Origin of the sequence: Acidovorax sp. Leaf191 (genome assembly GCF_001424425.1) — a bacterium.
Lineage (GTDB): Bacteria > Pseudomonadota > Gammaproteobacteria > Burkholderiales > Burkholderiaceae_C > Acidovorax.
The window spans coordinates 384,043-403,325 of record NZ_LMPT01000012.1 but is presented as its reverse complement, the minus strand read 5'-3'; the positions used below and the strand labels follow the sequence as shown (position 1 = coordinate 403,325).

The window sequence follows — 19,283 nt, the reverse complement described above, 5'->3', positions numbered from 1 at the left end:
CCATGGCGCTGCGACGCATCACCCTGCGTGACTTTGTCATCGTGGAGTCGCTGGAGCTGGAGCTCAGCCCCGGGTTCACGGTGCTGACCGGTGAGACCGGTGCAGGCAAGTCCATACTGATCGACGCGCTGCAACTGGTGCTGGGCTCGCGCGCAGATGCCGGCACGGTGCGAGAGGGCGCCACCAAGGCAGACCTTTGCGCCGAGTTCGACAACCCCGCCCATATCGCGCCCTGGCTGGAAGATGCTGGTTTCGAGACCGATGGGCCGTTGCTCTTGCGCCGCACCATCGATGTCCAGGGCAAGAGCCGCGCCTGGATCAACGGCACGCCCGCCACGGCGGCGCAGTTGCGCGCCCTCGGAGACTTGCTGCTGGACATCCACGGCCAACACGCCTGGCAGAGCCTGACCCGGCCCGACTCCGTGCGCGGCTTGCTGGATGCGTTTGCAGGCCTCAGCAGCGACGACACGTCAGCGCGCTGGACACGGTGGCGCGCCGACCAGAAGACCTTGGAGCAGGCCCGCCAGTCCCAAGCCAATTTGCAGCAGGAGCGCGAACGCCTGCAGTGGCAGATCGGCGAGGTGGACAAGCTCGCGCCCGCCGATGGCGAATGGGAAGAACTCGACGCCCAGCACAAGCGTCTGTCGCATGCCCAGGCACTGCTGGACGGTGCCGAAGGCGCACTGCATGCATTGCAGGACGACGATGCGGGCGCACTCGCCGGCATCGGCCGCGCGCACGCCCTGCTGCACGCGCAGGAACACATCGAGCCCGAGTTCGCAAGCCTTGCCGACATCCTGGCCTCGAGCCTCGCCCAGGCGAGCGACGTGGCCCATTCGCTGCAGCTGTATCTGCGGCACGCTGAAATCGACCCGCAGCGTCTGGCAGAGCTCGACGCCCGCATTTCGCAGTGGATGACGCTCGCACGCCGGTACAAGCGCACGCCCACCGAGCTGCCCGCCCTGCTCAGGGGTTGGAAGGGCGAAATGCAGCAGCTGGATGCGGCAACCGATCTGGAACGCCTGGAAGCAGCCGAGGCCGCCAGCGCCAAGGCCTACCAGGCGGCGGCCCGCGCCCTGTCGCTGGGGCGGGCCAAGGCGGCTCCCAAGCTGTCCCTGGCCATTACCCAGGCCATGCAGGGACTGGGCATGGAAGGCGGCAAGTTCGAAGTCTCCGTGAGCAAATCGGCAGAGCCTTCGTCCCACGGCATCGACGATGTGGTGTTTCTGGTGGCGGGGCACCCCGGCATGACGCCCAAGCCCATCGGCAAGGTGGCCTCGGGCGGGGAGCTGTCGCGGATCTCGCTGGCGATCTCCGTGACGACCAGTGAACTCGGGTTGGCACCCACGCTGATTTTTGATGAGGTGGATTCGGGTGTGGGCGGGGCCGTGGCCGAAACCGTGGGCCGGCTCATGCAGCAACTGGGCAGCGATCGCCAGGTGCTGGCCGTCACCCACCTGCCGCAGGTGGCTGCCTGCGCTCACCACCACCTCAAGGTCGCCAAGCGCAAGAGCCCGGACGGAACGACGAGCTCGGTGGTCGCCGTGCAGGGCAAAACCCGTGTGGCGGAGATTGCGCGCATGCTCGGGGGTGAAAAATCCACCGATGCATCCCTGAATCACGCCCGCGAGATGCTGGACCTGGCAAGCGCCGCAGCGCCCCAGGAAAGGGCCCGCTGATGGCGCTGGAAATCGTCCTGATCACCGGCATGTCCGGCTCCGGCAAGTCCGTGGCCCTGCACGCGCTGGAAGACGCCGGGTATTACTGCGTCGACAACCTGCCCCCGGAGCTGCTCCCCGCCTTCGTCGCGCTGGAGCACCGCCACCACGGCAACCGCCTGGCCATCGCCATGGATGTGCGCAGCGCCACGTCGTTGCACCAGGTCCCGCAGGAGCTCAACCGGCTGCGCAGCGAGGGCGTGTCGGTGCAATCCATCTTTCTGGACGCCACCATCGACACGCTGGTGCGGCGCTTTTCGGAGACGCGGCGCCGCCACCCGCTGTCGCATGCCGACTTGCAGCAGGGCCGCAAGGCGCTGGTGCAGATCATCGAAGAGGAGCGCGAGCTTCTGGCCGCGTTGCGCGACCAGTCGCATGTCATCGACACCAGCACCATCCGGTCGTCGCAGCTGCAAAGCTACGTCAAGGGGTTGATGACCACGACACACGGCCAGCTGACCCTGGTCTTTCAGTCCTTTGCATTCAAGCGCGGCATACCGATGGATGCGGACTATGTGTTTGACGTGCGGATGCTGCCCAACCCGCACTACGAACCTGCGCTGCGCGACCTGACGGGCCTGGATGAGCCTGTCGCGCGCTTCTTGCGCCAGCAGACGGAGGTCTCGCTGATGCAGGCGCACATCGAGCAGTTCCTGGCCCATTGGCTGGAGTTCCTGGACCGCAACCACCGCAGCTATGTGACGGTGGCCATCGGCTGCACCGGGGGCCAGCACCGCTCCGTGTACCTGGTGGAACGGCTCGCGGAGATGTTCAGCGACCGATGGACTGCCCTGCGCAGGCACCGTGAGCTGGATGGCCGCTGAAACGCAGCGCCGCGGGCCTCCTCACACCAGCCCTGACCTCACCACAACGACGCTTGGGTCGTGTCCAGCAGTTTGCGAATGGGCGCGGGCAGACCGATAGAACTCCATTGGCCGGCGCCCAGCCATTCGCCGTCTTCCGTCGGCTGGGCTGCGGCCACGCCAGTGACCAGCACGGGATGCAGGTGAAGGTCGCGGTGCGTCAGCACATGGACAAACGGCTGCAACTCCTGCACCGACTGGCCGGAGGCAGACGGCAAGGTTTCCACACACCGGTGCAACGACGCGCTGTCTTCAAAAATGGGGACGCAGTGCATGCCCGCCCATATGCCCGTGCCAGGACGCCGTTGCAGCCATACCTGCCCTTGCGGGTTCCTGAGCACCAGCAATTGCCAGGACTCCGAGCGGCGCGAGAGCTTGCGCGTCTTGACCGGATAGCGCTCCGGGTCACCCTTCTTGAACGCGACACAGCTGTGGTTCAGCGGGCACAGCTCACAGCGCGGCGCCCGGGGCACGCACACCGTGGCCCCCAGGTCCATCAACCCCTGCGTGTAGCGGGGCATGGCGTTTTCAAGATCGTGCACCGGGAGCAGCGCCTGCGCATGCTCCCACAGCACCTTCTCATTGCGGGCCGACGCCAGATCCGCGTCGAACCCCAACAGCCGGGTCAGCACCCTGCGCACGTTGGCATCCAGGATCGGAACCCGCTGCGAAAAGCAGAAGGCAGCGATGGCGCCAGCCGTGGATCGGCCGATGCCAGGCAAGGTGGCCAGCACTTCCGCCGAGCGGGGAAACGCCCCGCCATGCTCCGACACCACCTGCTGCGCACAGCGGTGCAGGTTGCGGGCGCGGGTGTAGTAGCCCAGGCCGCTCCACAGGCCCATGACTTCGTCCTGGGGCGCAGCAGCCAATGCCGCCACATCAGGAAAGCGGGCCAGGAAACGCGCGTAGTAGTCCAGCACCGTGCTGACCTGCGTCTGCTGCAGCATGATCTCCGACAGCCACACCCGGTAGGGGTCGCGGGTCTGCTGCCAGGGTAGATGATTGCGGCCACTGGCCATCTGCCAGGCCACCACACGCTCGGCGACGCTGCCGCCCATTGCCTCACTCATGCCGATAGGAGTTGCTTGTCGGCATCCAGGGTTTCAACGGCAGGAGGCGCGACCAGCTTGGAGGTCAACTCGTGGAGCTTTTGCTCCAGTTGGCCCAGCTCTTCTTCGCCGGCTTCGATCTCGGAAATGCGCTCGACCAAGCCGCTCGCAGCCTGCTGTATGCGGTCGACTGCCTCCATGCGGCGGGCGAAGCTGCGGCGGCGCTCGCGCAGTTGGGCATCCAGCTGCGCGGTGGCCGACTTGCTCCACAGTTCCAGGTCATTGGCTGCGGACTCATAGACCGTGCGCAAACGCATGGCCAGCGCGCGCACCAATCGCTCTGCAAATTCGGGCTGCGCCAGCTTCAGCGCATTGCCCATGCCCAGGTACTGCAGGTGGCTCTGCTCGATCTGGTGAAGATCGTGCGTGAAGTGCTCCAGCTGCGGCGGCGGCGGCACCTGCAGCGAAAATCCGAATTCGGCATTCAGTTGCCGGAAGGTTCCGCCCAGCATGGCCTGGATCTCGGTGCCGGACGCCTGCGCCTTGTCCATGGTGCTGCGCAGCTTGTCAAAGGTCTGGACGTAGATCTTCTTGACGCCCAGCTTGAGCCCTTTTTGCTGCAGCGTCTGTGCCAGCTCGGCCAACTCGCCCTTGAGCGACTTCGCACCCAGTTGCTGGAACACGTCGCGCAGCAGCTTGAGGTGCACGGCCCGCACGGCCTGGATCTTGGAGGTGCTCAGGTCGAATTCGCGCTGCTCCTGCTCGATACGCTGGCGCATCGACTCGATCACCGACGCGTTCTTGCCGCGCAGGCTGCGCAGCTCGGCCATCTGGTCATCCAGGTCGCGCCGGCGGATGTTGATGACCCGCGACGTCTCGGTGCGCAGATTGGCCACGCCATGGGCCACGGCCGACCGCAAGATGGATTGCCGCTGGCCCATGATGCCCTTGGCCAGGGCCTCCTCCAGCACGGGAAGGCCGCTGGTTTCCAGCAACACGTCGTCGGCCGTGATCTTGGCCACCAGGCCCTTTTGTGCGGAGACTGGCACCACCCTTTCCAGCGGCACACCGAGCATCTCGGCAGACGTCTGGCACTGGCGTTCTATCTGGGCCTGCACCTGCTCGGCGGAATTGAGCGTGTCCCACAGGGTGTCGATCTTGTTGAGGACCACCAGGCGGGCGTCCATGCTGTCGGCAGAGATGGCCAGGTGCTCGCGCCAGATCGACAGATCGGACCGCGTCACGCCGGTGTCCGCACTCAGGATGAACACCACCGCATGGGCCTGGGGAATCAGGTTGACGGTCAGCTCTGGCTCGGCGCCCACGGCATTCAAACCCGGCGTATCGAGGATGACCAGGCCCTGCTTGAGCAGCGGATGCGGAATATTGATGATGGCGTGCCGCCACATGGGCACTTCCACCATACCGTGCGAGTCCGGGACGGGGTTCTCGTCGACCAGGTCGTCGTGCCAGAAACCCAGCGCCCGGGCGTTGTCCAGGCTGACCTTGCGCACTTCGGCCACTTTTTCCAGGGCCTTCGCAATCTGGTCGGCATTGCCGACATCGAGCCGGATCTCGTGCCAACGTTCAGGCTTCATGCGCCATTCCGCCAAACTCTGCATCTGCAGGCGGGTTTCGATGGGCAGCAACCGCAGGCTGGGGACCACGCTCGCGTCGTAGCCAAGCTCGGTGGGGCACATGGTGGTGCGCCCGGCGCTGGCCGGCATGATGCGGCGACCGTAGTCAGCAAAGAAGATGGCGTTGATCAGCTCCGACTTGCCACGCGAGAACTCCGCGACAAAAGCCACCATGACCTTGTCGCTGCGAACCTGTTCTTCCAGCCTGTGCAGGCGCTCGCGCACTGCCGAGTCCATGAGGTCATGCGAAGACATCCAGTCGCCCAGCCGCTTGAGCTGCTGGGCGAATTCACGTCTCCAGACGCCATGCTGGTCGAACTGTTCGTTGAATGAGGGTCCCACTGTGCTCCCGGAGATATCTAGGTATGGCCTGCGAGGCAGGCATGCACAAAATATAGCATTGACCGCCCACAGACTGTGCTGAAAAGCAAAGTTCGCTCCACACCGCCGTCAGGTGCGTTGGCATTGCGCGCAGAAGTAAGTGCTTCGCTGACCCTGGCGCAGCAGCCGGATGGGGGTGCTGCAAACATGGCAGGGCGCACCTTCGCGCCCGTAGACATTGGCCTGCGTCTGGAAGTGTCCGGCCATGCCGTCGGCACTGGAGAAATCGCGCAGCGTGCTGCCCCCCATTTCCACCGCCCGGGCCAGCACGGCCACGATGGCCTCGTGCAACTTGCGCACCCGGGCCGGGCCGATGCGCGACGCCACCGTGGTCGGGCGGATACCCGCCAGAAAAAGCACCTCGGAAGCATAGATATTGCCCACCCCCACCACCAGCTTGCCGCCCAGCAGCAACTGCTTGATGGGCGTGCGGCTCTTTTTCAGCCCGGCTTGAAACGTGGCCAGAGAAAAGGAATCCGACAACGGTTCCATGCCCAGCGCATCGAGCAGCTTGACCGCGACCGGATCCTGCTCGCCGTGGGTGTAGACCACCGCGCCGAAGCGCCGCGGATCATGCAGCCGTAGCGTCCCGTGGCTGGTGGCCATGTCGAAATGGTCGTGCACGCCTGGCGGAGGAAGGCCATGGCCAAAGCGCAAGCTGCCTGACATGCCCAGGTGCAGCAGCAGCAGGCCCCGGCTGGTATCTGCCAATAGATATTTGCCCCGCCGGCGCAGACCCAGCACCTGCTGCCCCACCAGATCCCCGGGGTCACACCCGAGCGGCCACCGCAGCGGCTTGCCCATCGCAACACCTTCGATGTTCGCCCCGGCAATGGCCGCCGCAAAACTGCGGCGCGTGACTTCCACTTCGGGCAACTCAGGCATAGAACGCGACCTACATCGGGTTAACGGGCATGGATTATTATGACCCGATGGTGTTATTTCACAGATTTCGGACCACCGCCCTGGCAACAGCGATCTCGGTTGCGGCTTGTTCAGCGTATGCGCAATCGCCGGGTGCCAACACCCCGCCTGCGCCTGCCGACGAGCCCGTGGTCTCTAACCCCGCGCTCGACGCGGAACTGTTCTACGAAATCCTGTTGGGCGAGGTGAGCGCCCGCACCGGAGACCCGGGTGCCGGGTACGCCTTCATGCTCGAAGCGGCCCGCCGCAGTGCCGACGGCCAGCTGTACCAGCGCGCAGCCGACATCGCGCTGCAATCCCGCTCGGGCGAATACGCATTGGCAGCCGCGCAGGCCTGGAAAGAAGCCCTGCCCCAGTCGCGCGAGGCCAACCGCTACGTGCTCCAGATCCTGGTCGCCCTGAACCGCATTGGCGAAACCCCGGACCTCCTGCGCCTGGAGCTGGCTCTGTCGCCACCCCGCAGCAAGGCGGCCATGCTGTCGGCCCTGCCCCAGGTGTATGGGCGCGCCAGCGACAAGGCGCTGGCCGCCAAGGTCGTCGAAGCGGCGCTCGTCAACGAACTCACGAATCCTGCCACCGGTCCGGTGGCATGGGTTTCATTGGGCCGCCTGCGGCTGGCCGCAGGCGACAAGGCCGGCGCCCTGGAAGCCGCCCGCAAGGCCCAGGCCCTGGACGTGGGCAGCGAGAGCTCGGCGCAACTGGCGCTGGAGCTGATGGACGATGGCAGCCCCGAAGCAGAACCCTTGGTCGTGCAGGCCCTGTCCAAGCAGCCTGTTCCCGAGCTGCGCATGGCCTATGCGCGGGTACTGCTGGGCCAGCAACGCTATGGAGACGCGGCCCGGCAGCTGGAAGCCGCCACCAAGGAAAAGCCCGACCTGGTGGAAGCCTGGCTGGTGCTGGCTACGCTCCACCTGCAGGACAACCGCCTTCCCGCGGCCGAGAACGACCTCAAGCGCTACATGGACCTGCTGTCCTCGCTGGACGATGCTGAGGTGCGCCAGCGCGGCATGACGCAGGCGTACCTGCTGTACGCGCAGATCGCCGAAAAGAAGCAGGACTTCGCCGGGGCCGAGGCATGGCTCAAGCGCATCGACAACGTGGAGGAGGTCTTCAGCGCCCAGATGCGCCGCGCGTCGCTGCTGGCGCGCCAGGGCAAGATCGAGCAGGCCCGCGCCTTGCTGCGCAACCTGCCGGGCACTTCGGCCGACGACAAGCGCATGAAGCTGGCTGCAGAAGTGCAACTGCTGCGCGACCAGCGGCTGTACCAGGAGGCCTACAAGGTCCAGACCGAACTCGTGGCCTTGGCTCCGCAAGACACCGAACTCGTGTACGACCAGGCCATGCTGGCCGAAAAGGCCGGCCAGGTGGACACCATGGAGCGGCTGCTGCGCCAGGTCATCGCCCAGAAGCCGGACCACCACCACGCCTACAACGCGCTGGGCTACTCGCTGGCCGAGCGTGGCCAGCGCCTGCCCGAAGCCAAGCAGCTCATCCTGAAAGCGCTGGAGTTCGCACCCAACGACCCGTTCATTACCGACAGCCTGGGCTGGGTGGAGTTTCGCCTGGGCAACAAGGCCGAAGCCCGCAGGCTGCTGGAAGCCGCCTACAAGGGGCGCCCCGATGTCGAGATCGGCGCGCATCTGGGTGAAGTGCTCTGGAGCCTGGGCGACAAGGACGCCGCCCTGAAGGTCTGGACGGAGAGCAAGCGCGTGAGCCCCGACAACGAAACACTGAAGGAAACCCTGGCGCGCCTGGGAGTGAAGCTTTGATGCGCGGCTGGTACGGTGCCACGCTGCCGTCGGCGGCTGCCGCAACGCAAATCCACGGTGTGACCACAGGCTGGCGTCTGCTGCTGGCCATCTGCGCCATGTGGCTGGCCGGATGTGCACAACCCTTGCCCAAGGCGGCGACCGATGAGAACACCTGGAGCGGCCGCCTGGCATTGCAGGTCGAGGGCCAGGACTCGCAGTCGTTTTCTGCCATGTTCGAGCTGCGGGGCAATGCCCAAGTGGGCGGGCTGGTGCTGCTCAGCCCGCTGGGCAACCGGCTTGCGCAGCTGGACTGGAAGGACGGCCACGCCCAGTTGGTGAGCTCGCAGGAAACCCGCACCTCCGACTCGCTCGACATGCTGCTGCAGGAAGTGACCGGCACGCGCATTCCGGTGACGGCATTGTTCAGCTGGCTGCAGGGCAACCAGGCCACTGCACCCGGTTGGCGCGCCGATCTGTCGGGGGTTGCCGATGGCCGCCTGGTCGCGCACCGGGACGACCCGCAGCCCCAGGCCACACTCCGCGTTGCACTGACCCGTTGATCTGCGCGCGGCGCACGCCCCTTGCCCGCCCCCCGTTTTTTTGTTCATGCAAGCCCTCTACGACGTGCCGGCTCCGGCCAAGCTCAATCTTTTTCTGCACATCACGGGCCGGCGTGACGACGGCTATCACCTGCTGCAGTCGGTGTTCATGCTGGTGGACTGGTGCGACACCCTGCACTTCGAACTCCGCGGCACCGGCCCGGAGATCACGCGCGAAGATCTGGGACCCGCCTTGCCCGACGTGGACCTGACGATCCGTGCAGCCCGCGCCCTGCAGGCGGCCACGGGCTGCACACAGGGCGCGCACATTGCCGTGGGCAAGAGCATCCCCGCGCAGGCAGGCATGGGCGGCGGCTCCTCCGACGCTGCCACGACGCTGCTGGCCCTCAATCGGCTGTGGGGCCTGCACCTGCCGCGCGCTGCGCTGGAAAAGATCGGCATCGCGCTCGGCGCAGACATTCCATTTTTTTTACGCGGCCGTAACGCTTTTGTGGAGGGAATTGGTGAGACAATCACGCCGCTTGAGAAAGTGCACCAGCTGCCACCCGCAAGCTTCGCGATCGTGAAGCCTGCAGCAGGCCTGGAGACAAAATTAATTTTTTCGTCGCCAAGTTTGAAACGTGATTCAGATAGTGCTACAATCTTAGGCTTTGCTGCAGCACACTTTGACTTCGGTCGAAATGACTTGCAGCCCGTTGCTCAGGCTCTTTGCCCGCAAGTTACCGAAGCCCTCGAATGGCTCAGGTCACGCGGATTACAAGGCAGGATGACAGGCTCAGGCAGTGCGGTGTTTGCGCAAATGTCTCATGCAGTTGATCTGGATGGAGCCCCCCAGGGCTGGCAGGTCAAGGCATGTGAAAATCTGATGATTCACCCTCTTGCGGGTTGGGCATCAGACGAGAATTAAGGTTGGTTGCCTTCGGCAATTGACCTGTGTAGGGGAGTCGCCAAGCTGGTTAAGGCACCGGATTTTGATTCCGGCATGCGAAGGTTCGAATCCTTCTTCCCCTGCCAAATATCTTCTCGCATACGGGCATTATTTTCAGACTGCTGGGACTCTCATGCAAGCCAACCACCCCGACTTCATGGTTTTCACCGGCAATGCCAATCCTGGCATGGCAGCTGAAATCGCCCAGCACCTGGGTACCACCCTGGGCGCTGCCGATGTGGGTCGTTTCTCCGACGGTGAAGTCACCGTTGAAATCAAGCAGAACGTGCGTGCACGCGATGTTTTCGTGGTGCAGTCCACTTGCGCGCCCACCAACGAAAACCTCATGGAGCTGCTGATCATGGTGGATGCGCTCAAGCGCGCATCGGCTGAACGCATCAGCGCCGTGATCCCCTACTTCGGTTATGCACGGCAAGACCGCCGCCCCCGCTCCAGCCGCGTGCCGATCACGGCCAAGGTGGTGGCCAACATGCTGCAGACCGTGGGCGTGGCCCGCGTGCTGACCATGGACCTGCATGCCGACCAGATTCAGGGCTTCTTCGACATTCCGGTCGACAACATCTATGCCTCCCCCGTTCTGCTGGGCGACCTGCGCCAGAAGAACTACGAGGACCTGATCGTCGTGTCCCCCGACGTGGGCGGCGTGGTGCGTGCCCGTGCGCTGGCCAAGCAGCTCAACTGCGACCTGGCCATCATCGACAAGCGACGCCCCAAGGCCAACGTGTCCGAAGTCATGCACGTGATCGGCGAAATCGAAGGCCGCAACTGCGTGATCATGGACGACATGATCGACACCGCCGGCACGCTGGTGAAGGCGGCCGAGGTGCTCAAGGAGCGCGGCGCCAAGAAGGTGTACGCCTATTGCACGCACCCCATTTTTTCGGGCCCTGCCATTGAACGCATCGCCAAGGGCTCGGCCCTCGATGAAGTGGTAGTGACCAACACCATCCCCCTGAGCGACAACGCCAAGGGATGCACCAAGATTCGCCAACTCTCCGTGGCCCCGCTGATCGCCGAGACGATCCAGCGCATTGCCAAGGGCGAGTCGGTGATGAGCCTGTTCTCGGACCAAGAGAACCTGTTCTGATCCAGTTCCTTCGGGAGCACGGCAGCAGCGGTTCTGCACGCAAGCCTCCCTTGGGAGGCTTGTTGCTTGTTTGTTCGGGAACAACTTGCAGGCTTGTGGCATGTGGCCTCAAGCCTTTTTAAAACAGAGGATGACTGGTCGCGGTCGCCTCTTATCAGGAGCTAAATATGAACTTCGTCGCTTTTGAGCGCGCCAAGCAGGGCACGGGTGCGAGCCGCCGTCTCCGCATTTCGGGCAAGACCCCCGGCATCGTGTACGGTGGTGCCACGGAACCCCAACTGATCGAGATCGACCACAACGCACTGTGGCACGCCCTCAAGAAGGAAGCATTCCACTCCAGCGTGCTGGACATGGAAGTGGCCGGCAAGACCGCCAAGGTCCTGCTGCGCGACGTGCAATACCACCCCTACAAGCAACTCGTGCTGCACATCGACTTCCAGCGCGTGGACGAGAAGACCAAGCTGCACATGAAGGTGCCACTGCACTTCAGCGGCGCTGAAGAGTCCAACGCCGTCAAGGTCGACAAGTGCATGGTCAACCCGATCGTGAACGAACTCGACGTGACCTGCATGCCTTCGGACCTGCCAGAGTTCATCGCTGTGGACCTGTCCAAGCTGGAAAAGGGCTCGTCCCTGACCCTGAAGGACATCAAGCTGCCCAAGGGCGTGACCGCCAAGATCCGCGGCAACCAGACCAACCCCGTGCTGGTGTCGGTGACGCCTCCTGTCGTGGTGGTCGAGACCCCCGCAGAAGCCGCTCCTGCAGCCGACGCCAAGGGCAAGGGCAAGGGCAAGAAGTAATTCTTCGCCCTGCGGTCGACGAAGACCACCGGTCCGGTGGTTTTCTGACAACCCGCACGCACGGCACTACACGGCCCGCCTGTCTCGGCAGGCTGCCCAGCCGCACGACGGCCCACGCAAGTGGGCCGTTTTGCTTGGTACCACCAGCCAACAGAACGCACTGCGCATGGCTTGCACGCGGATGCCGATGCACCACGCCGACGTCGACGCTGACGTCAACGCCCACGCAGCGCGCCGCCATTGACGAACTCCACCGCGACAGCAATAAGCGCCGCCACCGCCGCCTGCCATGTACCGGGCCGGGGGGCATGGACGCACACGGCACCGTGCAGCGACGGGTCTGCCGACTGCCCCGCGCCGCGTCGCACCGCACTTCAACACCCGGATAATCGAGCAGATGATCAAGCTGTTTGTAGGCCTTGGAAACCCGGGCCCCGACTACGAAGCCACCCGCCACAACGCGGGCTTCTGGTGGATTGACGCCCTGGCGCGCGACCTCAAGGCCACCCTGGTGCCCGAGCGCAGCTACCACGGGCTGATGGCGCGCACCACGGTGCACGGCCAGAACGTCTGGCTGCTGCAGCCCCAGACCTTCATGAACCTGTCGGGCAAGTCCGTCGCATCGCTCGCTCGGTTCTTCAAGATCCTGCCCGAAGAGATCCTGGTCGTGCACGACGAGCTCGACATCCCGCCCGGCCAGGTCAAGCTCAAGCGCGGCGGCAGCCACGCAGGCCACAACGGCCTGCGCGACATCCACGGCCAGCTGGGCTCGCCCGACTATTGGCGCCTGCGCATCGGCATCGGGCATCCGGGCGTGAAAAGCGAAGTGGCCAGCTGGGTGCTCAAGAAACCCGCACCCGACCAGCGCGTGCTGATCGAAGACAGCATCGTCCACTCGCTCAAGGCCTACCCGGCAATGCTGGCCGGCGAGATGGACAAGGCCACCTTGCTCATCCACACCACCAAGCCGCCCCGGCCCAAGCCCCCGCGGCCTGCCGATTGAGCGCGGTGCCCGTGGCGGCCATGGGTCGGCGCGATACGCCGGCGTGACGCACCACATTGGATACGCTGCGTGCACCCATCACGCACCCATCACGCACCAGATGCGCCACCGCACGAAGCGGCGAGAAGCTGCTGCGGATGGACCGACGCGCCAGGAGACCGGATCGCTGAGCACCGGCTCGCCAGAGCGCTACTCTTTTCATAGCTGCCTGCGCTTGCTGGACAAGCGGTAGCAGCCAAAAAGATCCAAAACTCAGGGCAGCATCAAGACCACATCAGCGCCCTCAGCACCATCAGGACGACGCAGAGGCCTGCAGCCGCTGGAACTTCTGCCACAAGGTCTCGCGGGTCTCGACATGCTGGGGGCTCACCGGGATGCAGGCCACGGGGCAGACCTGCACGCACTGCGGTTCGTCAAAATGCCCCACGCATTCCGTGCACTTGTGGGGGTCGATCTCGTAGATCTCCTGCCCCAGGTAAATCGCCTGGTTGGGGCATTCGGGCTCGCACACATCGCAATTGATGCACTCGTCGGTGATCATCAGCGCCATACTGCCTCCTGCGCGCCGACGGACCCGACGCGGGGGATGACGATGGCATACAACGGCAGTGCGGTTTTCATAGCCCGTATTATCCCGTGCCGGTGGCATGTGCCTTGCATGCCACACCGCAACCCAACACCGCCGACGGGGATGTTTTTACCGTTATGCTGTGTATACACATTAATTTTGACGCGCCTGCGTAGCCACCCCTCCATCACGCTTGCCTCCCATGGGTCTGTTTTTTCTCAAGCGGTTCATCACGCTCCTGGCCACGCTGATCGGCGCCTCCATCGTCGTCTTCCTGGTGCTGGAGATCCTGCCGGGCAACGCGGCGCAGATGCTCATGGGGCCCGATGCCTCGCCCGATGCCGTGGCCGCGCTGGCCACCAAGCTCGGCCTCGACCAGCCGGCCACGCAGCGCTACTGGGAGTGGATCAGCGGCCTGGTGGTGGGCGACATGGGCAACAGCTACGCCTACAGCACGCCTGTGCTCGAGCTGGTGCTCGAACGCCTGGCCCTGACGGTGCCGCTGGCGCTGATGGCCATGGTGATCACCACCGTGCTGGCCCTCATTGCAGGCGTGTATGCGGCCTCGCGCCACAACAAGGTGGGCGACGTGGGCGTGATGGGCCTGGCGCAGATCGGTATCGCCATCCCCAACTTCTGGTTTGCCATCCTTTTGATCCTGCTGTTCTCGGTCAAGCTGCAGTGGTTCTCGGCCGGGGGCTTTCCGGGCTGGACGGAAGACGCCGGCGGCGGCCCGCTCGAGGCCCTGAAGGCGCTGCTGCTGCCCGCCATCGCGCTGGCCGTGGTTCAGGCGGCCATCCTGGCGCGTATCACGCGCTCGGCCGTGCTCGAGGTGCTGCGCGAGGACTTCGTGCGCACCGCGCGTGCCAAAGGGCTGTCGCAGCGTGCCGCGCTCTGGGGCCACGTGCTGCGCAACGCCATGATCCCGGTGATCACCGTGATGGGGCTGCAGTTCGCCAACCTGCTGGCGGGCACCATCGTGGTGGAGAACGTGTTCTACCTGCCGGGCCTGGGCCGGCTGATCTTCCAGTCCATCTCCAACCGTGACCTCATCGTGGTGCGCAACTGCGTGATGCTGCTCGCCACCATGGTGGTCATCGTCAACTTCGTCGTGGACATCCTGTACGCCGTGATCGACCCGCGCGTGAAGGCCTCCGACATCTGATCCCCCATGAGCGCCGTCATCTCCCCCTCCCCTTCCGCCACTGCAGCTCCCGGCTGGCTGCACCGCGCGCTGCGCCACCGCAGCTTCGTGATCGGTGCCGTGCTGTCGCTGCTGCTCCTGCTGGCCGCAGCGCTGTCGCTGGCCTGGACGCCCTGGTCTCCCTACGAGATGGACCTGGCCTCCAAGCTCCAGCCCCCCAACGGCAAGCACTGGCTGGGCACGGATGCGTTCGGTCGCGACGTGGCGTCGCTGCTGCTGGTGGGGGCGCGCAATTCCATCCTGGTGGGCGTGATCGCCGTGGGCATCGGCCTGACCATCGGCACGGCGCTGGGCCTGCTGGCCGCGGCCAAGCGGGGCTGGGTCGAAGAACTCATCATGCGGCTGGCCGACTTCACCTTCGCGTTTCCTGCCATTCTCTCGGCCATCATGATGACGGCGGTGTTTGGCGCCGGCATCGTCAACTCCATCATCGCCATCGGCATCTTCAACATCCCGACGTTTGCGCGCGTCACCCGCGCATCGGCCAATGCAGTGTGGTCGCGCGAATACATCATGGCCTCGCGCGCCTGCGGCAAGGGCGCCTGGCGCATCACCATCGAGCACGTGCTGCCCAACATTCTGTCGGTGCTGATCGTGCAGGCCACCATCCAGTTCGCCATCGCCATCCTGGCCGAGGCCGCCCTGTCGTACCTGGGCCTGGGCACGCAGCCGCCCCAGCCCTCGTGGGGCCGCATGCTCAGCGAGGCCCAGACGCTGATGTTCCAGGCGCCTCTGCTCGCCGTGTGGCCTGGTGTCGCGATCGCCATGGCGGTGCTGGGCCTGAACCTGTTGGGCGACGGCCTGCGCGACCTGCTGGATCCACGCCTGGCGAGGAAGAGATGACACCCCCTGAGTCGCTTCGCGCCTTCCCCCTCTCCCGCATTGCTACGCAATGCGGGAGGGGGACGCCCCCAGTGCGGCGGGGCGGCCCTTGCACGGGGGCACTGGTCTCGCGCATGCCTTTGCATCGGCCGCGTCCGGCACGATAGACAGCTGAAAAAAACTCTGCGAACGATGAAGACCTGTTGCCATGCCCTTGCTTGAAGTCTCCAACCTCCGCATCCGCCTGCAGACCCACCGCGGTCCGGCCGATGCCGTGCGCGGCGTGAGCTTTTCGCTGGCGCGCGGCGAAACCCTGGGCCTGATCGGTGAATCGGGCTGCGGCAAGTCCATCACCGCCATGTCGCTCATGGGCCTGCTGCCCGACAGCGCGCAGGTCACGGGCAGCATCCGCTTCGACGGCGAAGAGCTCGTGGGCCGCACCGATGCGCAGATGTGCAAGATGCGCGGCAACCGCATCGGCATGGTGTTCCAGGAGCCCATGACGGCCCTGAACCCGGTGCACACCATCGGCCGCCAGGTGGCCGAGCCGCTGCGCCTGCACCGCGGCATGGGCGCGGCCGATGCCCGCAAGGAAGCCATTTCGCTGCTGGACCGCGTGGGCATCCCGAACGCCGCGCAGCGCTTCGATGCCTATCCGCACCAGTTCTCGGGCGGGCAGCGCCAGCGCATCACCATCGCCATGGCCCTGGCCTGCGGACCCGATCTGCTGATCGCCGACGAGCCCACCACCGCGCTCGATGTGACCATCCAGCAGCAGATCCTGGACCTCATCAGCGACCTGGTGGCCGAGCGCAACATGGCACTGATCCTCATCTCGCACGACCTCGGGGTGATCTCGCAGAACGTGGACCGCATGATGGTGATGTACGGCGGCAGCGTCGTCGAGAGCGGCTCCACGGCGTCCGTCTTCTCCGCGATGACCCATCCCTACACCCGCGGCCTGTTCGCTGCACGGCCCCACCTGGGCGCGGTGCATGCACCGGGCCAGCGCCCGCGGCTGTCCACCATTCCCGGCACGGTGCCCGAGCTGGTGGACCTGCCCGCCGGCTGCCCGTTTGCCGGCCGCTGCAGCTACACCATCGACGCCTGCCACCACGAGCAGCCGGCCCCCACACTGGTGTCCACCGATGCCGACGGCGACCACGTCGTGCGCTGCATCCGCCGCGAGGCCATTGCCGCGGCACTGAGCGCCGAGGCCGTCCAGGTCGTGGAGGTGGCCGCATGAACCACGCCATCGCTTCCTCCATGCAGGGCACCTCCGCAGCGCTGCCCGACGGCGCACTGCTGCAGGTCCAGGACCTCGTGCGTGAATACACGCTGCCGCGCGAACATCTGTTTCGCCCACCGGGCACGGTGAAGGCGCTCAACGGCGTGAGCTTTTCGGTCGCCCCCGGGCGCAGCCTGGGCATCGTGGGCGAATCGGGCTCGGGCAAATCCACGCTCGCGCGCCTGGTGATGGCGCTGGACGCACCCACCTCGGGCACGGTGCACCTGCTGGGCCGCAACCTGCACCAGCTGCCCACGGCCGAATTGCGCGAGGCCCGGCGCGACTTCCAGATGGTGTTCCAGGACCCGTACGGATCGCTGGACCCGCGCCAGACGGTCGAGCGCATCGTGACCGAGCCGCTGCAGGCGCAGGGCCAGACCAGCCGCGCCGAGCAGCGCGAGCAGGCCGCCCAGGTGCTGTCGCAGGTGGGCCTGCGCACCAACGACCTGGGCAAATACCCGCACGAGTTTTCGGGCGGCCAGCGCCAGCGCATCGCCATCGCCCGCGCCCTCATCACCCGCCCGCGCCTCATCGTGGCGGACGAGCCCGTGAGCGCGCTCGATGTGTCTGTGCAGGCCCAGGTGCTCAACCTCATGCAGGACCTGCAGCACGAGTTCGGCATCACCTACATGCTGATCAGCCACGACCTCGCGGTGGTCAACCACCTGTGCGACGAAGTGGTGGTGCTGTACCAGGGCCGCATCGTCGAGCGCGGCTCGCCGGCCGAACTGTTCCGCAACGCGCAGCACCCCTACACGCAGTCGCTGGTGGGTGCCGTGCCGCAGGTGCAGCCCGGCCGCGCCCGCGCGCGGCGCGCGGCGGCAGCCGCACAAGCCACCGCGAAAACCGCATAACCACATGCACACGTGATGGTGTAAAAAGCTTTTGTGGGCCCCGGTAACCATTTGCACCGGGCCCGTCCTCTGGTTTTTTGTCAGGTCTTTTGTCTGGAGTATCCGAACATGCTGAACCGCCGTACCGTCCTTGCCACCGGCGCCATCGCCGCAGTGCCCCTGTCCACCCCGCTCGGCGCGCTGGCGCAGAGCCGCAAAGATGCGGTCACGCTGGCCATGACGCTGGAGCCGCCGGGCCTGGACCCGACCGCCGGCGCGGCATCTGCCATCGGCGAGATCGTCCAGTACAACATCTTCGAGACGCTCACCAAGATCAATGCCGACGGCAGCGTCTCGCCCCTGCTGGCCGAGAGCTGGGAAGTCTCGCCCGACCTCAAGACCTACACCTTCAAGCTGCGCCGTGGCGTGAAGTTCCAGAACGGCGAGCCCTTCACCGCCGCCGCCGTGAAGTTCTCGTACGACCGCGCGGGCGGCGAGAAGAGCACCAACAAGGACAAGCGCACCTTCGCCAACCTCACCACGCAGGTGGTGGACGACTTCACCGTCGTGGTGCTGAACAAGGACATCGACCCCGACCTGCTCTTCGTGCTGGGCCAGGCCACCTCCATCATCGTGGAGCCCAAGAGCGCCGACGGCAACGCCAACAAGCCCGTGGGCACCGGCCCCTACCAGCTCAACGCCTGGAACAAGGGCTCGTCCATCGTGCTGACGGCGTGGGAAGGCTTTCGCGACGCCAAGGCGCTCAAGATCAAGCGCGCCACCTTCCGCTTCATCTCCGACCCAGCCGCCCAGGTGGCCGCCCTGCTGGCGGGCGACGTGGATGCGTTCCCGCGCGTCACGCCCCGCAGCGTGCCGCAGTTCAAGTCCAACCCCCGCTTCCAGGTGGTGGTGAGTGGCTCGCGCGCCAAGACCATCCTGGCCATCAACAACGGCAAGAAGCCACTCGATGACTTGCGCGTGCGCCGCGCCATCGCTGCCGCCATCGACCGCAAGGCCGTGATCGAAGGCGCCGCCGACGGCTACGGCGCGCCCATCGGCAGCCACTACGTGCCCGGCGCTTTCGGCTATGTGGACACCACGGGCGTGAACCCGTACGACGTGGAAAAAGCCAAGAAGCTGCTGGCCGAAGCGGGCGTGAAGACGCCGCTGGAGCTGACCGTCACGCTGCCGCCCACGCCGTACGCGCGCCAGGGCGGCGAAGTGATTGCCGCCCAGCTGGCCAAGATCGGCATCGTCGCCAAGCTGCAGAACGTGGAATGGGCGCAGTGGCTCAGCGGCACCTACGGCAGCAAGAACTACGACCTGACGATCATCAGCCACGTCGAGCCGTTCGACCTGGGCAACTTCGCCAAGCCCGACTACTACTGGGCCTACAACTCGCCCAAGTTCAACGAACTGTTCAACCAGATCAAGAACGCCGCCCGCCCCGCCGACCGCTCGCGCCTGCTGGGCGAGGCGCAGCGCCTGCTGGCGCAGGACTCGGTGCACGCGTTCCTGTATTCCAACCAGTGGATCACGGTGGCCAACAAGAACCTCAAGGGCCTGTGGAAAGACATGCCGGTGTTCGTGAACGACATCTCGTCGCTGTCCTGGTCTTGAGATTAAACACCCCCTGAGTCGCTTCGCGCCTTCCCCCTCTCTCGACTCGCTGCGCGAGTCGGGAGGGGGACGCCCCCGGTGCGGCGGGGCGGCCCTTGCACGGGGGCCACTGGCTATGGCCGCGCCAGTTTTGTGGGCTGGGGGCGGCGCGCTGCGCAATGGACCACTAAAACGAGCGGTAGTGAATTGCTCCCAAAACAATAGCTGCTAGCGCTTTACCAGTAAG

General features: G+C 65.5%; 17 protein-coding genes and 1 tRNA gene. 14 read left to right on the top strand and 4 right to left on the bottom strand.

The features are described from left to right. The first annotated feature begins 2 nt into the window (after positions 1-2). Both recN and rapZ read left to right on the top strand, forming a co-directional pair. Positions 3-1,679 carry a DNA repair protein RecN gene (gene recN, locus ASG27_RS10370; RefSeq protein ID WP_056415651.1) on the top strand — a complete coding sequence of 559 codons (1,677 nt, stop codon included), beginning with the start codon at positions 3-5 and terminating at the stop codon, positions 1,677-1,679. Continuing rightward, positions 1,679-2,542: an RNase adapter RapZ gene (gene rapZ / locus ASG27_RS10365; RefSeq protein WP_056415649.1), complete on the top strand. Its 864-nt coding sequence runs from the start codon at positions 1,679-1,681 to the stop codon at positions 2,540-2,542. Before recN ends, rapZ begins: the two co-directional genes overlap by 1 nt. A gap of 38 nt (positions 2,543-2,580) precedes the next feature. Here rapZ and mutY read toward each other — a convergent pair whose 3' ends face one another. The 3 genes from mutY to mutM all read right to left on the bottom strand — a co-directional run bounded on the left by mutY (position 2,581) and on the right by mutM (position 6,533). Further along, a complete protein-coding gene (gene mutY, locus ASG27_RS10360) occupies positions 2,581-3,651 on the bottom strand; it encodes an A/G-specific adenine glycosylase (RefSeq protein WP_082485908.1) in 1,071 nt (356 codons plus the stop codon). Then, positions 3,648-5,609, bottom strand: a complete 1,962-nt coding sequence (locus ASG27_RS10355; protein WP_056415646.1) for a dynamin family protein — start codon at positions 5,607-5,609, stop codon at positions 3,648-3,650. Before ASG27_RS10355 ends, mutY begins: the two co-directional genes overlap by 4 nt. A gap of 108 nt (positions 5,610-5,717) precedes the next feature. Next, complete coding sequence (gene mutM / locus ASG27_RS10350) at positions 5,718-6,533, bottom strand: bifunctional DNA-formamidopyrimidine glycosylase/DNA-(apurinic or apyrimidinic site) lyase (protein WP_056415644.1); 816 nt, start codon at positions 6,531-6,533, stop codon at positions 5,718-5,720. A gap of 29 nt (positions 6,534-6,562) precedes the next feature. Here mutM and ASG27_RS10345 point away from each other — a divergent pair, with 29 nt between their 5' ends. The 7 genes from ASG27_RS10345 to pth all read left to right on the top strand — a co-directional run bounded on the left by ASG27_RS10345 (position 6,563) and on the right by pth (position 12,722). Then, positions 6,563-8,341 (top strand): tetratricopeptide repeat protein, encoded by a 1,779-nt coding sequence (locus ASG27_RS10345; protein WP_056415637.1) that lies wholly within the window; start codon positions 6,563-6,565, stop codon positions 8,339-8,341. Positions 8,342-8,400: 59 nt separating this feature from the next. Continuing rightward, the gene (locus ASG27_RS10340) at positions 8,401-8,883 is read left to right on the top strand and encodes a lipoprotein insertase outer membrane protein LolB (RefSeq protein ID WP_442854266.1); all 483 of its coding nucleotides are present in this window, start codon (positions 8,401-8,403) and stop codon (positions 8,881-8,883) included. A gap of 46 nt (positions 8,884-8,929) precedes the next feature. Next, positions 8,930-9,790, top strand: coding sequence for a 4-(cytidine 5'-diphospho)-2-C-methyl-D-erythritol kinase (ispE, locus tag ASG27_RS10335; RefSeq protein ID WP_056415636.1), 861 nt, complete (start codon positions 8,930-8,932; stop codon positions 9,788-9,790). 30 nt (positions 9,791-9,820) lie between these two features. Next, positions 9,821-9,897: transfer RNA gene (locus tag ASG27_RS10330), tRNA-Gln, on the top strand. 47 nt (positions 9,898-9,944) lie between these two features. Beyond that, positions 9,945-10,919, top strand: coding sequence for a ribose-phosphate pyrophosphokinase (locus ASG27_RS10325; RefSeq protein ID WP_056161385.1), 975 nt, complete (start codon positions 9,945-9,947; stop codon positions 10,917-10,919). 167 nt (positions 10,920-11,086) lie between these two features. Next, positions 11,087-11,719 (top strand): 50S ribosomal protein L25/general stress protein Ctc, encoded by a 633-nt coding sequence (locus ASG27_RS10320; protein WP_056161382.1) that lies wholly within the window; start codon positions 11,087-11,089, stop codon positions 11,717-11,719. 397 nt (positions 11,720-12,116) lie between these two features. Next, positions 12,117-12,722: an aminoacyl-tRNA hydrolase gene (gene pth / locus ASG27_RS10315; RefSeq protein WP_056415634.1), complete on the top strand. Its 606-nt coding sequence runs from the start codon at positions 12,117-12,119 to the stop codon at positions 12,720-12,722. 292 nt (positions 12,723-13,014) lie between these two features. On the opposite strand, the gene ASG27_RS10310 is transcribed toward pth, so the two are convergent. Next, positions 13,015-13,272, bottom strand: a complete 258-nt coding sequence (locus ASG27_RS10310; protein ID WP_056415631.1) for a YfhL family 4Fe-4S dicluster ferredoxin — start codon at positions 13,270-13,272, stop codon at positions 13,015-13,017. Between the two features lie 220 nt (positions 13,273-13,492). Between ASG27_RS10310 and ASG27_RS10305 the strand changes: the two genes are divergently transcribed. From ASG27_RS10305 to ASG27_RS10285, 5 genes are all read left to right on the top strand, one after another. Continuing rightward, a complete protein-coding gene (locus ASG27_RS10305) occupies positions 13,493-14,455 on the top strand; it encodes an ABC transporter permease (protein ID WP_056415628.1) in 963 nt (320 codons plus the stop codon). Positions 14,456-14,461: 6 nt separating this feature from the next. Beyond that, positions 14,462-15,337, top strand: a complete 876-nt coding sequence (locus tag ASG27_RS10300) for an ABC transporter permease (RefSeq protein ID WP_056415624.1) — start codon at positions 14,462-14,464, stop codon at positions 15,335-15,337. A 187-nt stretch (positions 15,338-15,524) separates the two neighbouring features. After that, on the top strand, positions 15,525-16,562 hold the full coding sequence (locus ASG27_RS10295) for an ABC transporter ATP-binding protein (RefSeq protein ID WP_056415620.1): 1,038 nt from the start codon (positions 15,525-15,527) through the stop codon (positions 16,560-16,562). Continuing rightward, entirely contained in the window at positions 16,559-17,458 is a 900-nt protein-coding gene (locus tag ASG27_RS10290) for an ATP-binding cassette domain-containing protein (protein ID WP_082485906.1), read from the top strand. Before ASG27_RS10295 ends, ASG27_RS10290 begins: the two co-directional genes overlap by 4 nt. Before the next feature lie 108 nt (positions 17,459-17,566). Then, positions 17,567-19,057: an ABC transporter substrate-binding protein gene (locus tag ASG27_RS10285; RefSeq protein WP_056415614.1), complete on the top strand. Its 1,491-nt coding sequence runs from the start codon at positions 17,567-17,569 to the stop codon at positions 19,055-19,057. Positions 19,058-19,283 lie beyond the last annotated feature (226 nt).